This window comes from Ferruginibacter yonginensis, assembly GCF_042651465.1.
GTDB lineage: Bacteria > Bacteroidota > Bacteroidia > Chitinophagales > Chitinophagaceae > Ferruginibacter > Ferruginibacter yonginensis.
Window position 1 is genome coordinate 1,175,219 of record NZ_JBHSCZ010000001.1, and the last position, 22,911, is coordinate 1,198,129.

The following is a 22,911-nucleotide window of genomic DNA, read 5'->3' on the forward strand; positions in this document are numbered from 1 at the left end:
TTGCTCATTATAGCGACCTTTTTTTTATTTGTTTGATGATCATTTTATTGTGATAATGATATTCTTACTTGAATACCTGCCCTTGTATTGGTAGTAGGCGCACTTGATGATATGTAAGGTTTTACTTTACGTTGGTCAAAATAAAACTTTAAGTTTACCCTATTGCTCAAGAAATAATCAACCGTTGGTGTAATGGTAATTTCTCGGCTACCACCTGTTGCAAAATTATTATCTTGATCGAGTCTGCTGTTAGCAGTAACATTATCTCTCACCCTGTAATCAATTCTAAAATTAATTTCGTTTTCTAATTTTTTACCACCTCCTAAAAACTTAGGCAAGGTTAAGCCACCTAATAATTTCAAACCTTTTTTACGATAGCCAGCACCAATACTAAACTCTGTACTGCGTTGTTCACTCAATTGGTAATCGTATAAACTCAAGCTCAACGTACGTGATTTTGCATATTCAAACTTTGCTTGAAATTGATTAGTGAATTGCATATCAAAACCTAGTAGCGGACTAAATTGTTCTTGTATACTTACATTAGGCACTAAAAAGAAAGGTATATACGCTTTTGAAACCGTGTCATAAAATGATGGGTAACCAAAACGTGATACATCTTGATATAACAAAGCCGATGTAAAACCATTCATACTTAAGCTGCCATTGTAACCATGCGATACACTGAAGCTATTGAAAATTTTATCTAATCCTTTAACTCTTGATAAACCATTATACGTAAGGTTCCAATTTGGTTTTGGCAAGATAGAACGGAAAGGGTTTGACTTAGTTCTACCATCTGTTTGTTTAATCAACGATACCTTTTCAGGATCTTGACTGGTGTATGCTGCAATAAATGATGGTATTAATACATCAACTGCATATTTGCCATAACCATAATAATATCCATCAGGCTGTAAACCGGCATTTGCTTGCTGTTGTGTATAAGGGTTTTGTTTACCCAACCTACGTGAAAGTACTACCCTATTATCTTGAAAAGTTTTGAAAGTTTGTGATACTCTGTTAGGATCAAACTTGCCAAACAATGTTTTAAATGCGATATAACTTACATCAAACCCACCTGTTGAATATGGAGTGAGGTGTAAAAATTGTTTGTTGTTACCACCTGTTGTATCAATAAACCTAAATGTTTCAGAATAATTTTTACTAAATGTTTTTTTGATGTTGACTGTTATATTCAAATCTCTTACAGGTTCAAAAACTGCACTTGCGGTTAATGACTGGTCAAAGTTTTGTTGAAACAAATAATTAAAATTAGAATCTTTAGTTATTAAACCAGCGCCTGCTTTTCTGTTGAGCCAGTTACTATCAATTTGTTTTCCTAAAATAAAATCAAAGCCTGGTGCTGCACTGCTAAAGTTTTGTCCGAAAAACCTTGTACTATCAGTATAACCTGGCAAACGAGTACTACCATTTTCGCCAATTGTAGCATTCACTTGTTTTAAACTGGTTAATAATTTACCAAAAATTTTAAGTGGTGTGTTTACATAAGGCAAGGCCGATTTGTCTAAAATTTTTCGGGTACGTAACACTTTTTTACTTGATTTAGTTACTACACTATCTTGCACTTTTGTATACCTATTGCGCCATTTATTTCGGTCTTCAATATTAGATGGTGCATCTAACTGGCGTAATAATTTCGACTTTTGGTATAACTTATTAAAATCCATTTGAACCGTACCTTCTTTTTGTTGACCGTTTTCTAAGAAGTTACCTAAGTTAACGGCTAATCTGCTAGCACCAATCCAACGATAATTCGCTTGGTATTTAACATTGGCCGTTACAAAATCTAACAATGGAATTTTTGAAATTGGTAAAGTGTAAGATGCTGAAACGGTTTGGTTAAACAAAGTATTACGGCCACCTTTAAACAAATTATTCAATAAAGAATCTCTTTTTTGTTTGGTATCAATTCTACCAGCTGGTTCATCAACCCTTGAGTTATTAGTGGCTACATAATCTAATGTTAAAGAACGGGTTAGGTTCCAACGCACAACATAATCTCTCTGGAATATGAAATACTTATCATAAGTTTCAGGCGTTTGGTATTTATCGCCACCAAAACTTCTTGGTTTAATGACACCAAACTGACGTTGTAAATCGGCCCTAAAACTAATTTGTGATGGCATTAAACTAAAGTTGAAATCTTTCACCAAATCGAGCCATCTTGTTTTTTTCTTACGCAATAGGTTTTTAAATGGTGTAATGTATTTGGTTTGTGTGTTATAGTTGTAACCCAAGCCTGCCCTATGCCTTGTAACATCATTAAACTCAATTAAAGGGTTATAGCTACTTGTTTTAATATATGAGTAACTAATATCAACATTTGAGATATCATAAATTTTTGGCTTTTTGTCGTTGGTTTTTATTTTACGAACATTGGTAAAGTTGACGGTAGTTGTTGAGTTAAAATCTATTGCAGTTTTACGAATTGAATCTTTTTTTGCACTTGGTGCTGCATTCAATTTATCTTTCAACTTGATATCTAAATCGAGCGGATCGTACTCTGGTGTACTTACAGATTGTGAGTAACTAGCAAACACAGGAATTTGTATACCGGCTTTTTTCGGCAACAACTTACCAAGCTCCAACGTAGTTGAAATATCGTATTGTAAGAAATTATCTCTATAGCGTTCATTAACACGTTGCTCTAGCGTACCAAAACCTCTTGTATGAAAATTACCTGATAATGATAATGTACCTAAATCTGCCAAAGTAAAATCAACCCTTGCTAATGCTGCGTAGCCGCCTTCTTCATCAAGTGATGATAAGCGAAGTTCGTTTACCCAAACTTCACCACATGCGACTGGTAATGCTTTGGTATTTTCAACTGCAATTAAAATACCTTTCACTTCTCCTAAGTTTGGATTACCTAAAACCCCATACGTTTGTCCGTTACTTTGAAGTCTTCTAAATATTTGATTAAGCGGCGTACTTGAAGAGTTACGTGATTGTTTTAATTTAGTTAGTACCGTTAAATCTAAGTCCAAACTATTTCGTTTTAACCAAAGTGAATCATTGTAGGCATCTGAATTGGCATTTAGGCTAGCAGCACTTGCTGGTGTTTGACTTAAAGGAATACGAATTTCATAATAGTTGTTAATAAAGTCGGTACCAATACGCACAATGGCAGTTAAATCTTTATCTCTCAAACTCACCGTAGCATTACGTGCCTGCTCTGAGTGAATATACATAGATAGTTTTTTGTATTGCCGTAAATCTCTATTGGCAAAAGTTTGAAAAACGCCTTTAGAGTCATTTCTTCTTAAATCACAAAACTGAATCGTCATAGCTTGTTCGTTTTGTAATAAGTTTACACCATTATTACTGAGGGTTTGTTGGCGCTGAATATCTTTTGGCGTTCTATATGGAAACGGCAATTTGGTATCGTTCTCTTCAATGTTTACTGAGCCAACGTTAAAAGCCGTTGGTGTTGCAGGGTTTGATTGACCCAATGTGTCAATTTCAAATTTATACCTACGCCAAATATTACGAGCCAATTGCAATTGAGCAAAACGTACCACAGCTGTATCAGCAAAATCAGTCATGTACATTCTAATAAATCTGATTGATTTAAAATCTTGAATGTTACCAATTTTTTTGTCGTAACTATTGATAGGAATACGAATTTGATAGAATGTTTCATTACGTGTAGTACCGTTAGGTAAATTAACCGCCACTACTTTTTTATCAACAATATAATTTTGACCAATCTGCATTTCGGGTGCAGTTGATGGTTTTAAATCAAATATGTATTGATAATATTCTTCTGTTTCGTTGAGGGTATTATCTCTATTAAAATCTTCAGCATCGGGGTATAAAGTTGCGGCAGATGTAAACTGCCCACCATTATCAATTGGTGAATTACCTTCAGGTGAATTATAATTTTTGTAACGAGCTAAAATACCATCAGTACCTGTGAATGATGCATTACGGTAATGTTTGTAATCATCACTCGATGGATCTAATAATGCATTTTGATAAGCTGCTGAATTGATACCAAAATTAGCTGCAATTGTATTCAGGTAAGCCTGTCTTTTTCTTACCTCAGCCGTATCGCTCATACCATCTAAACCAATATCTTGAAATTTACGATCGTCAGGGTTGTTGCTAAAAGCGTTGGTAACTTGTATGGGGTTACGTGGTACGTTGCCCCAAACCGTGGTATCTATGGGTGCTGGTGCGTTTGGCGTAGGTAAACCGTTTTCATAAAAACGACGACCATCTTTCAACACATCTTCAGAAATATTACCAAGGTTAAAATACAATTTACCACCAGCTGCTGTTGGATTATTAATAAACGGATCTTGAATCCAAGCTTCAATAAATTCAATATTAGCCGTTTCAAAATCGGTTTGATCAATATTACGCTGTAAACCACCCCAACGTTTGTTAGGTTGCAATAAATTACCTTGTGCATTTACTGACCCGATAGCATTGTCGAAGTTATATGGACCTCTTTCTCTTGGATAGTAAGCTAAATCAAAAGTTTGCAAAATATTTTCACCAAAACCGGTTGTTCGTTGAGGAAAAATTTCTTTTTGATATACTTGACGCACCCTAGGGTCGCTCAACAAATTAGCATCTGTAATAGGGTTATTGTTGGCCCTAAATTGTTGTAATATTGGCTCAATTTGATACCAAGCAATTTTTGCCCTATTTTTTCCATAATCAAGGTTGTTACTCAACGTTGCTTCAGGGAATAGTAATGTATTGCTGTTACGAGGTGTTGCACCAATAGGGGTTGATGCTAAACCCCAAGCAATTGCAGGAAAACGTAAATCAATACCTGATTTACTGCCTTCAAAATCATCAATATACACTACGCCATTTTCGCCCCTACCAATTTGCGGTGCATGCCCTGGTTTCAACATAGCCGCTTCAGCATATGCATTAACCGTTGATGGTGCTTTGGTTGAGTAAAACGGCAGCTTATCTAATAACTTGGTTAAACGAGGTAAATCTTTTTTATAGTTTATATCCAAACCGTACATAGCATTACGTATAGGATCTTCACCAATATTTACTTTGGTAAAAAACGGTCGTTCACTAAGGCGTACAATGGTTCCACCAAATGATAACTGCTCTTTTGCAGTACTCTTTGCCAAATAATCTAACCTGAGCCCTAAGTAAGAACGTTGTTGTAAACCAAATGACGCATTGTTTTCAAAATTAACTTGTACTGGTAAGCCTGAATTTAAAATAGCTGGATTGATGATTTTAATGGTACCTAAATCGTAGTTAATATCATAATCAATACCTTCTTGCAACACCCTACCACCAGCAGTTACTGATACAGAACCTTTAGGAATATTATAACCAATACTAATATCAGATGAACCTGATGTTTTTGCGGAGCCTTTTAATAAAAACCTGTTGAGGTTAGGGTATTGTTGTGCAACCGCTTTAATAGAATCGTACAATGCATAAAACAAAGTGTCACCAGCAGTGGTGGGTACTGTGTTATAAATTTGTGGTGCAATATCTCTACCAAATGGCTCTAACACAGGGAAAATAACCCTACTGTATTGTGAGTTAACGGTAAAGTTTTCAATAAAATCAAATACACCATCTGGCTGCGGATCGTTCTGGCTATTGAGCCTATCTAAATTAATTAATGAAATGATAGGTGCACCTTGGTTTTTATCGCCATAAGGCAAATAACGTTTGGCACCTAAACCTGGTTGTTCGTATAATACATCTAACTTAAAATCTTGTGGGGTTAATACACCATAACCAACCGAGTAAACGTTTTTCATCATCAAACGCCAAATAGGCAATGTTACACGTTGACTGGTAGCTTTTAATAATTTTAAAAACAATACTTTTTGTGTAGCAGTGGTACTATCTGGTGGTACATCTTCAGAAAACTCACCTACTTGGTAAATTTTTCCGTTAAAAGAATATTGAAATGCAACGCCCAACACTTCATCGGTTTGCAATGGTGAACTTAATGATAGGGTACCCAACTGGCGATTGAATGTGTAGGAGTTGCTATCTAGTTTTCTTGCAAAAGTTTTTTCAAAATCTTGTACCGGACTCAACCCTAGCGATAATAAATTACTGTAAATAGTTGCAGGGTTACGAGCATCGGGCAGGTTACGTATTTTAATTAATAAATCGTTCGTTTGGTTAGTAGGTATGGGTTGATTGTTCAACACATTTATGGTAGGCGGCTGTAAAAAAGGGTTGCGTTCTGCCAAATCCATTAAGCCCACTACATCTCTGGTTTCAGTTGTTGTACCATTACGGTTGGTAACCCAAACTTGTAATTTTAATACTTGCACTTGGCTATTAATAGCTGGTGCGGTACTCATTACGCTGTTGTAATTATCTTTAAAATATTGGGCTAATAAAAAGTGCCTATTTTCTTCATATTCATCTGCCTTAAATTCAAACGTTTGTGCGGCAGAACCGCCTTGTAAATTTACATTTTGGCGTTGCGATTTTTGATTCGCTAAAATAGTGGTAACATACAATTTACCAAACTGCAATTGTGTTTTTATACCAAATAATTGTTGGGCACCCGGTATTAATGTGCCTTTCGATGCAAAACTAACCGTACCTGCTTCAAAACGTTTTACAATATCATCATCACTACCAACATAGTCTAACTTTAATTGATTATCGAGGTTAAAATTGGCTAATGTGTTGTAGTTGATGGGGAACTTTAATTTATCACCAATGCTAGCGTTTACATTTAATTGGGCATTCAAATTAAAATCTAATCCACCACTTCTTCTTGCTCTTTCTGGTAATGTTGGGTTATCAATTAACTGACCTTGATAACCAGCGGTAATATCTACATTACCTTGTGGCGTAATATCAATTTTTCCGTTACCAAATAACCTATTAAACAGGTTATCGGTTAATTTTAATTTTGGCTTTAATAATTTTCCCCTGTTTAATAAGTTGGTAGTATTTGCCCTGCGTTGAAAATAGGCTTGTTCAGCTTGCCTGTTTCTGATGGCCCAAAATTCTTCAAAAGTATATGTGGTAGGCGTACGATAATATTTATCGCCTACTTTCTCATATACTGAATAAGTTCGGTTAATGGCATTGTACACCACCGAATCTTTTACATTGCTTGGGTTGGGTAAATAGTAAGTACCTCGGTTGGTAGATGAAACAGCATCGCCCCTACTATCTTTTATTGGATAAGGTAATGTAGGTGGTGGTGTGTCTCTTACACTATGTTTATATGTACGTAAAGGCTCCTTGTTACCGTTGTTGGTAGACATACCAAGTAACGCCGGTACTGTTGCACAAACGAGCAGTGTGAAAAATAATTTTCTTATAAGCAGCATTAAGATAATAAGTTAAAGTAAATCTAGTCTCAAATTGCTTTTAGGGCTTGTTTTATCAGGTGTTCCAATTTAGTTATGGTTGGTTCTGCGGTTATAATTTTTTTAACGGCCGCTTCAGCTTGTTTAGGTGCAATACCTAAAGCAACTAAGGCGTTCACGGCATCTTTTTCAATACTAAAGACACCTTTTTCCCAAGTTTGGCTGCTTGTTGTTGATTTGTTACCAACTTTATCTCTCAGCTCTAAAACCAACCGTTCTGCAGTTTTTTTTCCGATGCCTTTTACACTTTCAATTAGCTTTACGTTATTAGAAGTGATGGCGTTAGTCACTTCATCTGGCCTTAATGATGACAACATCATTCGAGCTGTTGCTGCACCTACGCCAGAAACGCTTATCAATAACACAAACATGTCTTTCTCTTCTTTATCAAAAAAGCCATACAACGTATGAGCATCTTCTTTAATTTGTAAATATGTGTACAACATACCATCATCTAAACCTTCAATAGCAGTATAGGTATTAAGGGTGATGTTAACCTCGTACCCCACACCATGTACATCAACATACACTTGAGAGGCGCTCTTAAAACTAAATTTTCCTTTGAGGTATGCGTACATAAGTTTACAAATGCGTCAGTTAGCGAAAATAAGGTTTTTTTTAGTTCAGCTTACCTAAATTTTACATGAAGCACAATTGATTTATATTTACAATTCAATAATCACACATTTTAAATAAAAATTATTTTCGAATGCAAAAAATTACTGCGGCAATTACAGGGGTAGGCGGCTACGTACCTGAGTATAAACTTACCAACAAAATACTTGAAACAATGGTTGAAACCAACGATGAATGGATTAAATCAAGAACAGGTATTGATGAACGCAGAATTTTAAAGGGAGAAGGTTTAGGCTCAAGCGATATGGGCGCTGAAGCGGTAAAAAATTTATTAGAAAAAACAGGCACCAACCCTTTAGATGTGGAGTGTGTTATTTGTGCAACCGTTACGCCAGATATGTTGTTTCCTGCAACTGCTAATATTATTGCAGATAAAGTGGGTTTAACCAATGCTTTTGGGTTTGATTTAGAGGCTGCTTGTTCTGGTTTCTTATTTGCATTAAGTACTGGTGCCGCTTTTATTGAAAGTGGCCGTTATAAAAAAATTATTATTGTTGGGTCTGATAAAATGAGCAGTATTGTTGATTATACCGACCGTACCACTTGTGTTATTTTTGGTGATGGTGCCGCTGCGGTGTTACTTGAACCAAATATGGAAGGTTTAGGCTTGGTAGATAGTATTTTAAAATCAGATGGAAGTGGCCGCAACTTTTTACACATGAAAGCAGGAGGCTCCGTAAAACCATCAAGCGTTGAAACAGTAATGGCCAAAGAGCATTATATATACCAAGAGGGACAAACCGTTTTTAAATTTGCAGTTAAAGGTATGGCTGATGTGAGTTATGAGTTAATGGAAAGAAATAAATTAACCGGTGACGATATTGCTTGGCTAGTACCGCACCAAGCTAACTTAAGAATTATTGATGCTACTGCCAACAGAATGGGCTTGAGTAAAGAAAAAGTAATGATCAATATTCAAAAATACGGCAATACTACAGCAGCCACTATTCCCTTATGTTTATGGGAATGGGAAAATCGCCTCAACAAAGGTGATAACATTATTTTAGCAGCGTTTGGTGGAGGGTTTACTTGGGGAGCCACTTATTTGAAATGGGCTTACAATACTAAGTAAAAGGTATTTCGTATTTAATGTGGGGAGTGAAAATGTTTTACATGTAAATATCAATGTATATGAAAAAAGTTATGGTTTTGATGTTGTTGTTAGGTGCTTTGGTAAATCATAGTTATGCACAACAAACAAGGTATTTAATAAAATTTAAAGATAAGGGTAGTAACCCTTTTTCTTTGAACAATCCATCGCAATACCTTAGTACTCGTGCTTTACAACGTAGAACAAGGTATAACATCGGCATTGATAGTTTAGATTTACCCGTTACGCCACGTTATGTTGATAGTGTTCGTTTAGCCGGTGCTGTAACTATTTTAAACACCTCAAAATGGTTAAATGAAGTAGCTATTAAAACATCAGATGCTACTGCATTAGCTAAAATCAACAACTTGCCATTTGTGGTAAGCGTTGTAGGTATTGCCTCATTTACTGCGGAAATACCTACGCCTGTAAACAAAAATTTAGGCACTTTAGACACCAATACAGCATTCGAAAATACAAATTCATTTATAGGCGAAACCACAGCTAATGTTTATAACTATGGCAGGTCAAACGGACAAGTACAAATTCACCAAGGTGCTTTTTTACACAACCACGGTTTTAGAGGTGAAACTATGCAAATAGCTGTTTTAGATGGCGGTTTTTTTCATTACCAAACCCTCCCAACTTTTGATAGTGTAAGAGCCAACAACCAAATTATTAACACTTGGGATTTTGTTGCCAACAATGCTAGTGTTGATGAAGATGATGCTCATGGTATGAACTGCTTTAGTACCATTGCTGCAAATAACCCTGGCTTATTTGTTGGTACAGCCCCAAAAGCTGCTTTTGCATTATTTCGTACAGAAGATGTTGCTACTGAAACTAAAATAGAAGAACACAATATGGCTGCCGGTTTTGAAAGAGCCGATAGTTTAGGTATTGATGTGTGTACAGTTTCATTAGGATATACCACTTTTGATTTTGCATCGCAAAACTATACATATGCCAATATGGATGGCAAAACAGCATTAAGTACCATTGCTGCGGATATTGCTGCTAAAAAAGGGATGCTCCCTGTAATTGCAGCTGGCAATGAAGGCCAATCACCTTGGCGTTATATTGCTGCCCCTGCTGATGCTGATAGCGTTTTAACTGTTGGTGCTGTTGATACATTGGGTGTTGCTGCTGCTTTTAGTAGTTACGGACCATCGGCTGATGGTAGAATAAAACCTAATGTAGCTGCTGTAGGGCGAAATGCTATTGTTGCTAGCCCCTCAACAGGTGCACCTGTATATTCAAATGGTACTTCATTTGCTACGCCAAATTTGGCAGGCTTAACCACTTGTTTATGGCAGGCTTTTCCTGAGTTTAATAACATGACGATTATTGATGCAATACAAAAAGCCAGCAATAGAGTGGCTACACCAAATGATAGAACAGGTTACGGCATACCAGATATGAAAAAGGCTTTCGTTGTACTACAAAAAAAATCATATACACAACAAGTTGCTATTTCAAACTGTACTGCATCGTTCACTTTAAATACTAAGTACGATGCCACTATGAATATTATTGTTGAAAAAAAATCAGCTACTCAAACCAATTACACAACCTTTAAAACAATTTTAGGCACAGGAAATTTCAGCAATAAAAACATTACTTTCACTGATGATTTAATGAATACTGCCGGTGCAAATAACAGCTACAGAATTAAAATAGAAATAGCTACTGATACCAGTTATTATTTAGATTCTCTCAATGTTGCCATACCAAATAGTTGTGCAAACCCTGAAAATAAAATTAGCATTAACCCTAACCCAGTAAAAAACAATGCTAATGTGGTTATAAGTAGGTCACAAACAAGCAATATCAATATTGTAGTTACCAATGCAGCCGGCCAACAAGTATATCAAACCAATTATAAACAAGCAGCAGGCACACAAATAAAAACCATTAATATGCAAGCAATGGCTAGCGGTATTTATTACATAACTATTTATGCTGATGATAAAAAAGTAAAAACAGAAAGCATATTTAAACAGTAAACACCGCAACAAACATGCTATCAGCTTGCTTTTGATAACCTTTTATATATTCCATTTGCAGTAATTGTAAATGGAATTTTTGTTTTAATTCGGTTACAATATTTTCATTTTCTTGGGCAAATACGGAGCAGGTTATGTAAAAAAACAGGCCACCTTTTTGCAAGTGCTGTATGGCTTGTGATGCTATTTTTAATTGTAATGCCGTAAATTTTTGCAATGTTGAGTTCTCAAAAAAATGCATTTGCTCTGGTGTACGGCTCCATGTACCACTACCACTGCAAGGAGTATCACAAATAATGATATCGAATTTTCTATCAGCCAACATACTTGTATTTACAGTAGCATCTATTACTTTGGTTTCGTAATTTTTTAAACCAGCTTCTTTAAATCGTTGTTTTAAATTATTTAATATTGAAGCTCGAACATCTGTAGCTAGTAAGTGAAACGGCCTTTGTAAAACATCTGCCATTAATATTGATTTACCGCCACTTGCAGCACAACAATCCCATATCTGTAATAAATGAGTTGATGATGCTAAAGGATGTTGTTTCAAATAATTAAATACCTGTTGCGAACTCAAATCTTGCACCACTGCCTCTTTATTAAGCGATAGTAATGGCTCAATTTTAGTACCCTGTGGCAATTCAATAGCATCATCATTTACCTGATTAAATGCTATTGCATTTGCTTTCAATTTATTGGTAACATTTTCGTGCCATTGTGGCCTTACTCTTATAAAAAATGCAGGTTGCTGTAACAATGATGCAGCAAATAAAAATGAGTCAATACCAGCTCCTAACATTTCATTAAATGCAAAAATATCAGTTAGTGCAATTCCTAATTGTTGGCATTTTGCTGCAACATCAAGTTGTACTGTTTCGTTGAGTGCCGGTGCTTGACTAGCTAGTAATTGGTTGGGTGAACTACTACATAAATAATTAGCCAAAACTATTTTTTCTTCAATAGGAGTTGATTTAAAAGCTTTGCCTACTCGAAAATATTGGTAACAAATAGTAGCTATTGATTTTCTATCTTTTGAACCATATTTTTTGTTCTTAGCAAAAAAATGTTGCAGTTGTAACGCCAAAGGCATGCCATGTTTTAAATGTTTTATAACTTCTGCAGCAGCTTTAATATGGGCAAAATAAAAACTCAAATCAATAATTTTAAAAATGAAAGTACTAAACCAATGATTTTAACATCCAAACCGGACAAGATGTATGCCCTGTGTTTCCCAAAGGTGCGTCAATAACTTTAAACCCCACTTTTTTGTAGAGTTTTTGTGCAGCTTCCATATATGGCATGGTTTCTAAATAACAAAATTCATAACCAAATTGTTTGGCAGCAGTTAAACATTGCTGCATCAATTGCTGGCCAATACCTAAGCCTCGAGCAGCTGGCATAAAATACATTTTTTGTAATTCACAATAATTAGCAGGTTCATTAATTAATGGGCCAATACCTGCGCCACCAATTACTTCACCTTCATGTACTACCACAAAATAAACGGAGTTTGGTTGTTGGTATACTTCAAAAAGATGATCTAAATAAGGGTCAGCATAAGCCGTACCTATTTTTGGTGCACCTAATTCCATCAACACATTACGAACGATAGCGGCAACAGCGGCATTGTCATTTACTTCAATTTTCCTTATCGTCATTTTATTAAAAATGATTTTAAAAAAAGAGGCTATTTCAAAAAATTGAAACAGCCTCTTTATATATTTTCAAACAAAAATTATAATTCTAATAAAGCATCTACAGGGTCTTTACCAAATAACAGCAATGATGGGTTTTCTAATAATTGCTTTACAGTCACTAAAAAGCCTACAGATTCTCTTCCATCAATTATTCTATGATCGTAGCTCAATGCAACATACATCATAGGTCTAATTACTACCTGTCCGTTAATAGCCATGGGGCGTTCAACAATGTTGTGCATACCCAAAATAGCACTCTGTGGAATATTAATAATAGGTGTGCTCATCATTGAACCAAAAATACCGCCATTGGTGATGGTGAAGGTTCCACCCGTCATTTCTTCAATTGTTAACTTATTATTTTTAGCTTTTGTAGCTAAATCAACTACAGCCGCTTCAACACCAGCCATGCTAAGGCTTTCAGCATTGCGTATTACAGGTACTACCAAACCTTTGGGTGCACTCACGGCAATTGAAATATCGCAATAATCATGGTAGATGATATTTTCACCATCTAAATAAGCATTAACGGCAGGATATTTTTGTAACGCATAGCAACAAGCTTTTGTGAAAAAGCTCATAAAACCAAGGTTTACGCTGTGTGTTTCTTTAAACTTATCCTTGTATTTTTTTCTTACCTCCATAATAGCAGTCATATCCACTTCATTAAAAGTAGTTAACATTGCGGTGGAGTTTTTTGCTTCCACTAAACGGCGACTAATTGTTTTACGGAGGTTACTTAATTTTTCAGGACGATCATTTCTGCTAAACATTTCAGCAGCTGGGTTACGACCAGGGTTATTTAAAGCATCCAACACATCTTGCTTAAATATTTTACCATTTTCGCCAGAAGCTACAATTTTTTTACTGTCAATTTTTTTATCAGCAATAATCGCTGCTGCAACTGGTGTTGCTTTTACATCAACATTTGCAGGCGCTGCTGCAGGCTCAGTAGCAACTTTTGCAACAGGTGCAGCGGCTTCAGCAGGCTTTGCAGTAGGCGCTGCAGCAGCAGGTTTTGGAGCATCAGTATCAATACTGCAAACAACATCGCCAATAGCCAATGTATCACCTTCTTTAGCAATTTGTTTTACGGCACCAGCTTGTTCAGCATTAATTTCAAAAGTAGCTTTTTCACTTTCTAGTTCAGCAATAACTTCATCTCTCTCTGCATATTCACCATCTTTCTTCAGCCATTTTACTAGCGTTACTTCGCTTATACTTTCACCAACGGTAGGAACTTTAATTTCGATTGCCATTAAAAATCGTTTTTTATAATTTGTGCAAATTTCGGATAAAAAATCCATTCGTTTTGCATTGATATTGTATTGTTTTACCTAAAAACGGTAAGTTACTTAATTGGGAATTTTAAATGCCCATAATAAAAAAAAATATTAAAATAAATTTCACGTTATTTTTTTATCTATACTTGCATATAACTATTAGTAATAACACACAACAGAATGAGTAAAAAAGTTTTATATACGTTAGAATACCCAGTACGTTGCTCTCCAGTAATTTTGTACGAATTTTTAAGTAGCGCATCGGGGTTGCAAGAGTGGTTTGCAGATAAGGTGGACGATAGAGATGGCATTTACACTTTCGGTTGGAATGGCACTGATGAAAAAGCAGAGGTAATTGATAAAGAAGAAAATAAATTTATACGCTACCATTGGCTACATGCCCCTAAAGATGAGTATTTTGAATTTAGAATTGAAAAATCTGAAGTTACCAACCAAACGATATTAGTAATTGCAGACTTTGCAGATAAAAAAGATATTAAAGACCAAAGTCAACTTTGGGAGTACCAAGTAAAAGACTTGTTTCACAGAATTGGTAGCTAAGGTTTTAAAAGTTCTGCCATTTGTTGGTAAGCCTCCTCCAAAAGTTGTGAAATATTTTTATTGGTGCTTATAGGAAATTGAACCGCTATTTTTAAAAATTTTTGATGTTGTAATGCCACCTTTTGTGTGGCATTTATTGTTGATGCAATTATATAATTTGTTGGCTCAAAATGATGCTCCCACTCTTTTTCATTTATACAAACCCATACGTTATTTTGCCCCAACAATTTATTTTTAATAAGATTTTGTTCAAAAGCTATTTTATAATCTCCTTTTAAATGGAGGGTAATGCTAAAAGCATGCCCCCACCAGAACATGGTACGTACAGCAGCTACATTGTTTTTTGAAAAATGTGCCGGGTAATCGAGCATTACATAAGGGAAACCCTCATAATTTTCACCTTTAAATATTTTGGGTGTAGCCGATAATAACGGCTCAAAATCAGCAAAAACAGGTGCAAAAAGCAATTGTATAGTAGGTATTTGTTCTGCAAACAAATGCTCCACAGTTTGTATAACTTTTCTTTTCGTTAAAATCACATTCTTATCAGCCGCCAAAGCTAGTTCGCCACTAGAAAGCATTACTTTTGTGTTGTGCATGTTGAAGGTATATTTATTAAAATTAACGCATCATAGTTTTGCTGATGATAAAAAAATTAGATAAGCTTATTCTCAAATCTTTTTTCGGGCCATTCATTGTTACTTTTTTTATTGCATTTTTTGTGTTGATGATGCAAACCTTGTGGAAGTATATTGATGATTTGGTGGGCAAAGGCTTACCCTTACTCACAATATTAAAATTTGTATGGTATGCAAGTGCTACGCTTTCATCATTAGCTATGCCAATTGCGATTCTTATTTCATCTATCATGACGTTTGGTAACCTCGGCGAAAGTTTTGAATTGGTGGCCATAAAATCATCCGGTATTTCATTGTTACGCTTTATGCGTCCACTCATTTGGGTTACTGTAGGGCTGTGCATTATTACGTTTTTATTTGCCAACTATGTAATACCCTACTCACAATTAAAATTTGTTACTCTGTATAAAGATATATTGGTAAAAAAACCTGCACTTAATATGAAGCAAGGAGTATTTTATACCGATATTGAACGTTATGCCATAAAAGTGGGCAAAAAAAATGAAGATGGAAAAGATATAGAAGATGTGCTTATTTACGAACAAAATAATGCCTTACAAGAAAACACCATCGTTGCAAAAGCAGGTAAAATGGATGTTTCGGCAGATAACAATTACCTACAATTTTATTTACAAGATGGTAATCGTTACCAAGAAAAAGGTGAGTTTAGAGATACCGCAACAGAGTATGTACGTTTAAAATTTAAAACCTTTAAAAAATTATTCGACCTCAGTTCTTTTAACCAAAAAGCAAGTGATGATAAAGAACTAAAAAATAATTTTAAAATGTTGAGTGCTGTACAGCTCGATAAAAATATTGATTCATTACAAAAATTTAAAGACAGTGTTGAAGTATCGCTCTTTAAAAATGTACAACTTACCACTCCTTACTTAAATGACACTTCAAAAAAATGGGCACAAGTTGGTAGCATAAACACCTCAGTTAATGATAAAATTTTCCCAGATAGTGTTGTTGATATTTTACATGAAAGAGCATTTTCAAAAGCAGCCGAATTAAAAAATACCATTTACTTTACCAATATTGAAAACGCTAAAAAAAGAGTTGAAATTATGAACCACAAATTAGAGTGGCAACGTAAATTTTCTTTCTCTTTAGCATGTATGGTACTCTTTTTTATTGGGGCTCCATTGGGTTCCATAATACGCAAAGGTGGGCTAGGTATGCCTTTGGTAGTAGCCATTGTTTTCTTTTTGCTATTTCATTTACTTAACATGTTTGGCGAAAAATTTGTAAAAAGCGAATTATTACCACCTTTTTGGGGTATGTGGTTGGCTGTTATTGTGCTTACGCCGGTAGGTATATTTTTTACATATAAAGCCATGCACGACTCTCAATTATTCAATAAAGAGCTGTACACAAAAGCTGGTAAAAAAATTGCTGGTTTATTCAAAAAAAGTAAAGCTATTTCACCATCAAAAATATAACGTATGCAACCAAAAAACAGCAGGCGCTCTTTCATAAAAAACGCAGCAAAAGGTGCCGCATTAGTAGCTATTAGCTCCGGCACTGCCAGTAGTTTACTAGCAGCATGTAGCCCCCAAAATAAACTAACCAGCAAAACTATGGTAACTACTGGTTTTGATCAATCACCATTACCGTATGCCTACAACGCATTAGAAAATGTAATTGATGCCGCTACAATGGAAATACATTACAGCAAACATGCAGCAGCATATAGCAAAGCTTTAAAAGAAGCTGCACAAGCTGAAGGAGTTGATGCTACACAACCACTTGAAACTGTACTAAACAACATCAATAAATATTCAGTAAAAATGCGTAACAATGCAGGTGGCCATTACAACCACGAAATGTTTTGGAAAAGCATGCAACCTAAAACCAATAATAACCAACCAACTGGCAAATTATTGACTGCCATTGAAAAAACATTTGGTTCATTTGCGGCTTTTAAAACACAATTTGGTGATGCTGGTAAAACAAGGTTTGGCAGCGGCTGGGCTTGGTTATATGTTGATGCTAACAAGGTATTAAAAATTGGCAGCACACCAAATCAAGATAATCCACTGATGAGCGTAAGCGATATCAAAGGGTTTCCATTACTTGGGTTAGATGTTTGGGAACATGCCTACTACCTTAAATACCAAAACAAAAGAGCTGATTATATTGAAAATTGGTGGAACGTTGTGAATTGGAACTATGTAGCCAGTCGTTTCGAAACGGTGTAGCCTTAAATAGACTCAGCCTTTGCAAAGCAACCATCTATAAACAAGAAAGAAGCTGAACAAAGGCTGATGAACTGCGTTGCAGTTATGGTGCAAATATAACTGCACATCGCTTTTTTTATTGTGTAAAAAGTATAAAATTTTCATAAAAAGTATTTCCATCTACACAAACAATATGCTCAAATAAAAGCTACTTTCGTAGCCGAATTATAACAACAAAACCTTTTACTAATGAATGCTTGGAAAGAATATCAAGAAAGTAACAAAGAACGCTTTTTAAATGAAATGCTCGATCTGCTTCGTATACCAAGTGTAAGCGCCAAAAGCGAACACAAAAATGATATGATCACTTGTGCAGAAGCTGTAAAAGCAAGACTGTTAGAAGCTGGTGCAGACAAGGTAGATATTTACCCAACTGATGGTCACCCTATTGTATACGGTGAAAAAATTATCGACCCCACTAAACCAACCGTTTTAGTGTATGGTCATTATGATGTACAACCTGCTGAACCTTTAGATTTATGGAACAGCCCACCTTTTGAACCTACCATTGTTGATGGTAAAGTTTTTGCAAGAGGTAGTTGCGATGATAAAGGCCAAATGTACATGCACATAAAAGTGCTTGAAACATTGGTAAAAACCAATACCCTCGAAAACAATATTAAGTTTTGCATTGAGGGTGAAGAAGAAATTGGCTCTCCTAACTTAGGTAAATTTGTATCGACACATAAAGAACTTTTAAAAGCTGATTGTGTTTTAATTAGTGATAGTGCTATGATCAGTTTAGATACACCAAGTATCGATATTGGCGTACGTGGTTTAAGCTATATTGAGGTTGAAGTTACTGGCCCTAATAGGGATTTACATAGTGGTGTGTATGGTGGTGCTGTAGCAAACCCAATAACCATTTTAGCAAAAATGATAGCATCATTACACGATGAAAATAATCATATTACCATCCCCGGTTTTTATGATGATGTGGTAGTTGCTACTGCTGAAGAAAGAGCATTAATGGCAAAAGCACCATTTGATGAAAATGAGTTTAAAACTGATTTGGGTATCAAAGAAATTTGGGGCGAAAAAGGTTATACTACCAACGAAAGAACAGGTATTAGACCAACCCTCGAATTAAACGGTATTTGGGGCGGCTACACAGGCGAAGGTGCTAAAACAGTATTGCCATCTAAAGCCTTTGCAAAAATTTCTGCAAGGTTGGTACCTAACCAAAGCTCAGATAAAATCACTGATATATTAATAAACCACTTGCAAAAAATTGCACCTGCTAACGTAACCGTAAAAGCTTCGTTACACCATGGTGGTGAGCCATATATGACACCTATTGATAGCAAAGCCTACCAAGCGGCATCAAAAGCAATGGAAACAACCTTTGGGGTTGCACCAATACCTGTACGTGGTGGCGGTAGTATTCCTATTTGTGCGTTGTTTGAGCAAGAGTTGGGTATCAAAATCGTATTCATGGGCTTCGGGTTAGATAGTGATAATTTACACAGTCCTAACGAAAAGTTTAACATCGCTAATTTTTATAAGGGCATTGAAACCATCCCTTACTTCCATAAATATTTTACTGAGTTAAGTTAATATTTAAACAAGCAAATTTAAAAGCAACATTACCAAAAGTAGTGTTGCTTTTTTTTGTGGGGCAATGTACCTTGTAGCTTGTATCAGCTTTGGTTGTGGCTATTCGCTGCTAATCCTCGTATACCTTATAGGCATACTGTGGGTTATTCGCTGCTATCCACCTGCCTTTCAGCAAAGGTTCATTTTTCAACAGATGAATTTTACAATGCACCATTTTTTTAAATTAATTTTCTTTTTTAAATAAGCAACAACGTTTTATCTACCTACATTTAAAAAAAGTTTATAAAAATTTTTAAAGCCATGGCACTTATCAACTTTACCAACAAAGGGCTCTATTGTAGCCAGGGCGATTTTTATATTGATCCTTGGGTGCCAGTAAACAAAGCCATTATTACCCATGCCCATAGTGATCATGCAAATGGTGGTTCTCAATCTTATTTATGCCATCAATTCACCACACCTATTTTACAATTACGTTTGGGTGACCACCACTATCAAAGTGTGCAGTGGGGCGAAGTCATAACAATCAATGGTGTAAAAGTTTCATTACACCCTGCTGGCCACATTATAGGTTCATCGCAGGTACGCTTGGAATATAATGGTGAAGTTTGGGTTTTTAGCGGCGATTATAAGTTAGAAGATGATGGTATTAGCACCGCATTTGAACCAATAAAATGCCATACATTTATTACAGAATGTACTTTTGGTTTGCCCATATACAAATGGCAACCACAAGCCAAAGTGTATAACGATATCATCACATGGGTTACCAACAACCATCAGCAACAAAAAACCAGTATCATACTTGCTTATAGTCTTGGCAAGGCACAACGTATTTTACAACCACTAGCCAGTACCAACATCCCTATTTACGGCCATGGCGCTATTACCAATGTACACCAAATGCTCAACAACAATGGGTGGCATTTCCCTACCATACATAAAATCGATGGTCAAACATCAAAAAACGATTTTATGGGTAATATCATCATTGCGCCACAAAGTGCTGATGGTACTAGTTGGATGAAACGTTTTCAACCCTACAATGTAGGCGTATGTAGCGGTTGGATGCAGGTACGAGGCAATGAAAGGCGTAACAATGTAGATGCAGGCTTTGTACTAAGTGATCATGCAGATTGGGATGGTTTACTTACCGCTGTAAAAGCAACAGGAGCTCAACAAGTATTCACTACACATGGTTTTAAAGCTGCCTTTAGCCGTTACCTTAATGAAAATGGTATAGCCGCTCAAGAGGTTGTTACACAATATGGTGATGAAACAACCAATGAAGATAACTTATCATCTATCACCAACTAATACATTATTTTATGAAATCATTCGCAGAACTAGTGTATGTATTAGGTACCAACACCAAAACCAATGATAAACTCAAAGCGTTACAACATTATTTTATAACAGCCCCTGATGATGATAAAGTTTGGGTAATTGCCATATTTAGTGGTCGCAGGCCAAAACGTATTGTTAACAGCACCTTATTACAACAATGGTGTATGGAGCTAACGCATACACCTTCTTGGTTGTTTAGCGAATGTTACCATACAGTGGGTGATTTAGCAGAAACCATTACGTTGTTATTAGCCGATAAAGCGTCAACACAAATAACAAAAAGTGAATCACTATCATGGTTTTTACAACAATTTATAGCTTTACAAAAAGCAGAAGAAACTGAAAAAAAATTATTTATACTGCACTGGTGGCAGCATTTAAATAGCACTGAGATCTATGTTTTTAATAAATTGATCACCGGTGGATTTAGAATTGGTGTTAGTCAAAAAATGATGGTAAATGCACTGGCCAATACAGTTAGCATAGCACCCTCCACCATAGCACATAAATTATTAGGTAATTGGAACCCAGCTGTAATAAGTTTTAACGATCTACTGCATGATAAAACAAGTAATGGTGATATTTCAAAGCCATACCCATTTTATTTATCATATGCTGTTGAAAATGACGTTACCGCATTGGGGAATATCAACGAATGGCAAGCAGAATATAAATGGGATGGTATAAGGGGGCAAATTATAAAACGACAAAACGAATTATTTGTATGGAGCCGTGGCGAAGAGTTGGTTACTGATAAGTTTCCTGAATACAATGCGTTTATTGATAAACTCCCCAATAATGTGGTGCTTGATGGTGAAATTATTTGCATTGATACTTCTGTAACAAATACTATTAAACCTTTACCGTTTGCCGTTTTACAAACAAGAATCGGCAGAAAAAATATTACTAAAAAACAATTAACTGAAGCGCCAGTTGCATTTATTGCATATGATGTGTTGGAATATGATGGTGTTGATGTTAGAGAAAAAACTTTGGAAGAAAGGCATCAACTATTACAACTAATTATTACAACCGTTCAACATCAAAGCCTTTTGTTATCACCTACAATAGTAACGCCTACTTGGACCCATTTAAAACAAATCAGAGAAAAAGCTAGAGAAATAGGTAGTGAAGGCATTATGCTCAAAAGAAAAAATTCGCCCTATTTAGTAGGAAGAAAAAAAGGTGATTGGTGGAAATGGAAAATAGATGCCATGACGATTGATGCCGTTTTAATATATGCTCAAAAAGGACATGGCAGGCGTAGCAATTTATATACTGATTATACTTTTGCTGTAAAAGATGGTGATGTATTAGTACCATTTACCAAAGCATATAGTGGTTTAACAGATAAAGAGTTTGCAGAAGTTGACCAATTTGTAAAAAAACATGCCATTGAAAAATTTGGCCCTGTACGTACTGTACAACCCAAATTAGTTTTTGAAATTGCCTTTGAGGGCATTGCTGAAAGTAAGCGACATAAAAGTGGTGTGGCACTCCGTTTTCCTAGAATGAGCCGTTGGCGAAAAGATAAAAAAGTTGCTGAAATCAATACTTTAGATGATTTAAAACAAATATTAAAAAACTACAATGGCGGCATTTAAATTCAACTAAATTTTACTTTTTATAAAAGCTCAAACTAAAAAGTTTGAGCTTTGTATCGGGAGTCCGCCTTTGGAGGAAACTGTCGTCCGCCGCGGCGGATATGAATCCAATGCTCTAATCAACTTTATTAATTTGGATGTTGCAATGTTTTAATAAAATCACGACCTACGCCTGACTTTAACCACTTTTCATGTTGCATCGCTTCGGCTTTATCTTCAAAATTTCGTTCATAAATTAACTGCCATGGGCGATATTTTTTGGTCCAATCATGCCCTAACTCATTATGCGATTTCATTCTTTCTTGCAAGTTGGAAGTGAAGCCGGTGTAATGTTTGTTATATGCAACTGAGTACAAAATGTAAACTGTAAATGACATAACACGAATTATTTTTGCATAAAAAAGCTCAAACTTTTTAGTTTGAGCTTTGTATCGGGGAGCAGACTTGAACTGCCGTCCGCCGCGGCGGATATGAATCCAATGCTCTAATCAACTTTATTAATTTGGATGTTGCAATGTTTTAATAAAATCACGACCTACTCCTGACTTTAACCACTTTTCATGTTGCATCGCTTCGGCTTTATCATCAAAATTCAGTTCATAAATTAACTGCCATGGACGATATTTTTTGGTCCAATCATGCCCTAACTCGTTATGTGATTTCATTCTTTCTTGCAAGTTGGAAGTAAAACCTGTGTAATGTTTGTTATATGCAACTGAGTACAAAACATAAACTGTAAATGACATGGTGCGAATTATTTTTGCATAAAAAAGCTCAAACTTTTTAGTTTGAGCTTTGTATCGGGGAGCAGACTTGAACTGCCGTCCGCCGCGGCGGATATGAATCCAATGCTCTAATCAACTTTATTAATTTGGATGT

The 22,911-nt window shown here is 35.6% G+C and carries 16 protein-coding genes; 8 read left to right on the forward strand and 8 right to left on the reverse strand.

Going from position 1 to position 22,911, the window contains the following annotated elements; genetic code table 11:
- Positions 1 to 44 precede the first annotated feature (44 nt).
- Together sov and ruvA are read right to left on the reverse strand one after the other, a co-directional pair.
- Positions 45 to 7,328: a T9SS outer membrane translocon Sov/SprA gene (gene sov, locus ACFOWM_RS05115; protein WP_379707604.1), complete on the reverse strand. Its 7,284-nt coding sequence runs from the start codon at positions 7,326 to 7,328 to the stop codon at positions 45 to 47.
- Positions 7,329 to 7,357: 29 nt separating this feature from the next.
- Positions 7,358 to 7,945, reverse strand: coding sequence for a Holliday junction branch migration protein RuvA (ruvA, locus tag ACFOWM_RS05120; protein ID WP_379707605.1), 588 nt, complete (start codon positions 7,943 to 7,945; stop codon positions 7,358 to 7,360).
- A 131-nt stretch (positions 7,946 to 8,076) separates the two neighbouring features.
- On the opposite strand from ruvA, the gene ACFOWM_RS05125 reads away from it, so the two are divergent.
- Together ACFOWM_RS05125 and ACFOWM_RS05130 are read left to right on the forward strand one after the other, a co-directional pair.
- A complete protein-coding gene (locus ACFOWM_RS05125; RefSeq protein ID WP_379707606.1) occupies positions 8,077 to 9,075 on the forward strand; it encodes a beta-ketoacyl-ACP synthase III in 999 nt (332 codons plus the stop codon).
- 59 nt (positions 9,076 to 9,134) lie between these two features.
- Complete coding sequence (locus tag ACFOWM_RS05130; protein WP_379707607.1) at positions 9,135 to 11,099, forward strand: S8 family serine peptidase; 1,965 nt, start codon at positions 9,135 to 9,137, stop codon at positions 11,097 to 11,099.
- On the opposite strand, the gene ACFOWM_RS05135 is transcribed toward ACFOWM_RS05130, so the two are convergent.
- The 3 genes from ACFOWM_RS05135 to odhB form a co-directional block, all read right to left on the reverse strand.
- Positions 11,089 to 12,255, reverse strand: coding sequence for a methyltransferase domain-containing protein (locus tag ACFOWM_RS05135; RefSeq protein WP_379707608.1), 1,167 nt, complete (start codon positions 12,253 to 12,255; stop codon positions 11,089 to 11,091). The two genes, ACFOWM_RS05130 and ACFOWM_RS05135, sit on opposite strands and share 11 nt — an antisense overlap.
- Before the next feature lie 25 nt (positions 12,256 to 12,280).
- Positions 12,281 to 12,760 carry a GNAT family N-acetyltransferase gene (locus ACFOWM_RS05140; protein ID WP_379707609.1) on the reverse strand — a complete coding sequence of 160 codons (480 nt, stop codon included), beginning with the start codon at positions 12,758 to 12,760 and terminating at the stop codon, positions 12,281 to 12,283.
- 77 nt (positions 12,761 to 12,837) lie between these two features.
- Positions 12,838 to 14,058, reverse strand: coding sequence for a 2-oxoglutarate dehydrogenase complex dihydrolipoyllysine-residue succinyltransferase (gene odhB / locus ACFOWM_RS05145; RefSeq protein WP_379707610.1), 1,221 nt, complete (start codon positions 14,056 to 14,058; stop codon positions 12,838 to 12,840).
- Positions 14,059 to 14,262: 204 nt separating this feature from the next.
- Here odhB and ACFOWM_RS05150 point away from each other — a divergent pair, with 204 nt between their 5' ends.
- Positions 14,263 to 14,643: an START-like domain-containing protein gene (locus ACFOWM_RS05150; RefSeq protein WP_379707611.1), complete on the forward strand. Its 381-nt coding sequence runs from the start codon at positions 14,263 to 14,265 to the stop codon at positions 14,641 to 14,643.
- Here the strand turns inward: ACFOWM_RS05150 and ACFOWM_RS05155 are convergent.
- Positions 14,640 to 15,242 (reverse strand): hypothetical protein, encoded by a 603-nt coding sequence (locus tag ACFOWM_RS05155; RefSeq protein ID WP_379707612.1) that lies wholly within the window; start codon positions 15,240 to 15,242, stop codon positions 14,640 to 14,642. The two genes, ACFOWM_RS05150 and ACFOWM_RS05155, sit on opposite strands and share 4 nt — an antisense overlap.
- Before the next feature lie 44 nt (positions 15,243 to 15,286).
- Here ACFOWM_RS05155 and ACFOWM_RS05160 point away from each other — a divergent pair, with 44 nt between their 5' ends.
- The 5 genes from ACFOWM_RS05160 (at position 15,287) to ACFOWM_RS05180 (ending at position 22,032) form a co-directional block, all read left to right on the forward strand.
- Positions 15,287 to 16,726 carry an LptF/LptG family permease gene (locus ACFOWM_RS05160; RefSeq protein WP_379707613.1) on the forward strand — a complete coding sequence of 480 codons (1,440 nt, stop codon included), beginning with the start codon at positions 15,287 to 15,289 and terminating at the stop codon, positions 16,724 to 16,726.
- A gap of 3 nt (positions 16,727 to 16,729) precedes the next feature.
- Positions 16,730 to 17,485 carry a superoxide dismutase gene (locus tag ACFOWM_RS05165; protein WP_449267373.1) on the forward strand — a complete coding sequence of 252 codons (756 nt, stop codon included), beginning with the start codon at positions 16,730 to 16,732 and terminating at the stop codon, positions 17,483 to 17,485.
- A 228-nt stretch (positions 17,486 to 17,713) separates the two neighbouring features.
- Complete coding sequence (locus tag ACFOWM_RS05170) at positions 17,714 to 19,081, forward strand: dipeptidase (RefSeq protein ID WP_379707614.1); 1,368 nt, start codon at positions 17,714 to 17,716, stop codon at positions 19,079 to 19,081.
- Between the two features lie 300 nt (positions 19,082 to 19,381).
- Complete coding sequence (locus tag ACFOWM_RS05175; protein WP_379707615.1) at positions 19,382 to 20,398, forward strand: ligase-associated DNA damage response exonuclease; 1,017 nt, start codon at positions 19,382 to 19,384, stop codon at positions 20,396 to 20,398.
- Positions 20,399 to 20,409: 11 nt separating this feature from the next.
- On the forward strand, positions 20,410 to 22,032 hold the full coding sequence (locus ACFOWM_RS05180; RefSeq protein WP_379707616.1) for an ATP-dependent DNA ligase: 1,623 nt from the start codon (positions 20,410 to 20,412) through the stop codon (positions 22,030 to 22,032).
- A gap of 128 nt (positions 22,033 to 22,160) precedes the next feature.
- Here the strand turns inward: ACFOWM_RS05180 and ACFOWM_RS05185 are convergent, their stop codons facing one another.
- Both ACFOWM_RS05185 and ACFOWM_RS05190 read right to left on the reverse strand, forming a co-directional pair.
- Positions 22,161 to 22,409: a GIY-YIG nuclease family protein gene (locus ACFOWM_RS05185; protein ID WP_379707617.1), complete on the reverse strand. Its 249-nt coding sequence runs from the start codon at positions 22,407 to 22,409 to the stop codon at positions 22,161 to 22,163.
- Positions 22,410 to 22,529: 120 nt separating this feature from the next.
- Complete coding sequence (locus tag ACFOWM_RS05190; protein WP_379707618.1) at positions 22,530 to 22,778, reverse strand: GIY-YIG nuclease family protein; 249 nt, start codon at positions 22,776 to 22,778, stop codon at positions 22,530 to 22,532.
- Positions 22,779 to 22,911: the final 133 nt, after the last annotated feature.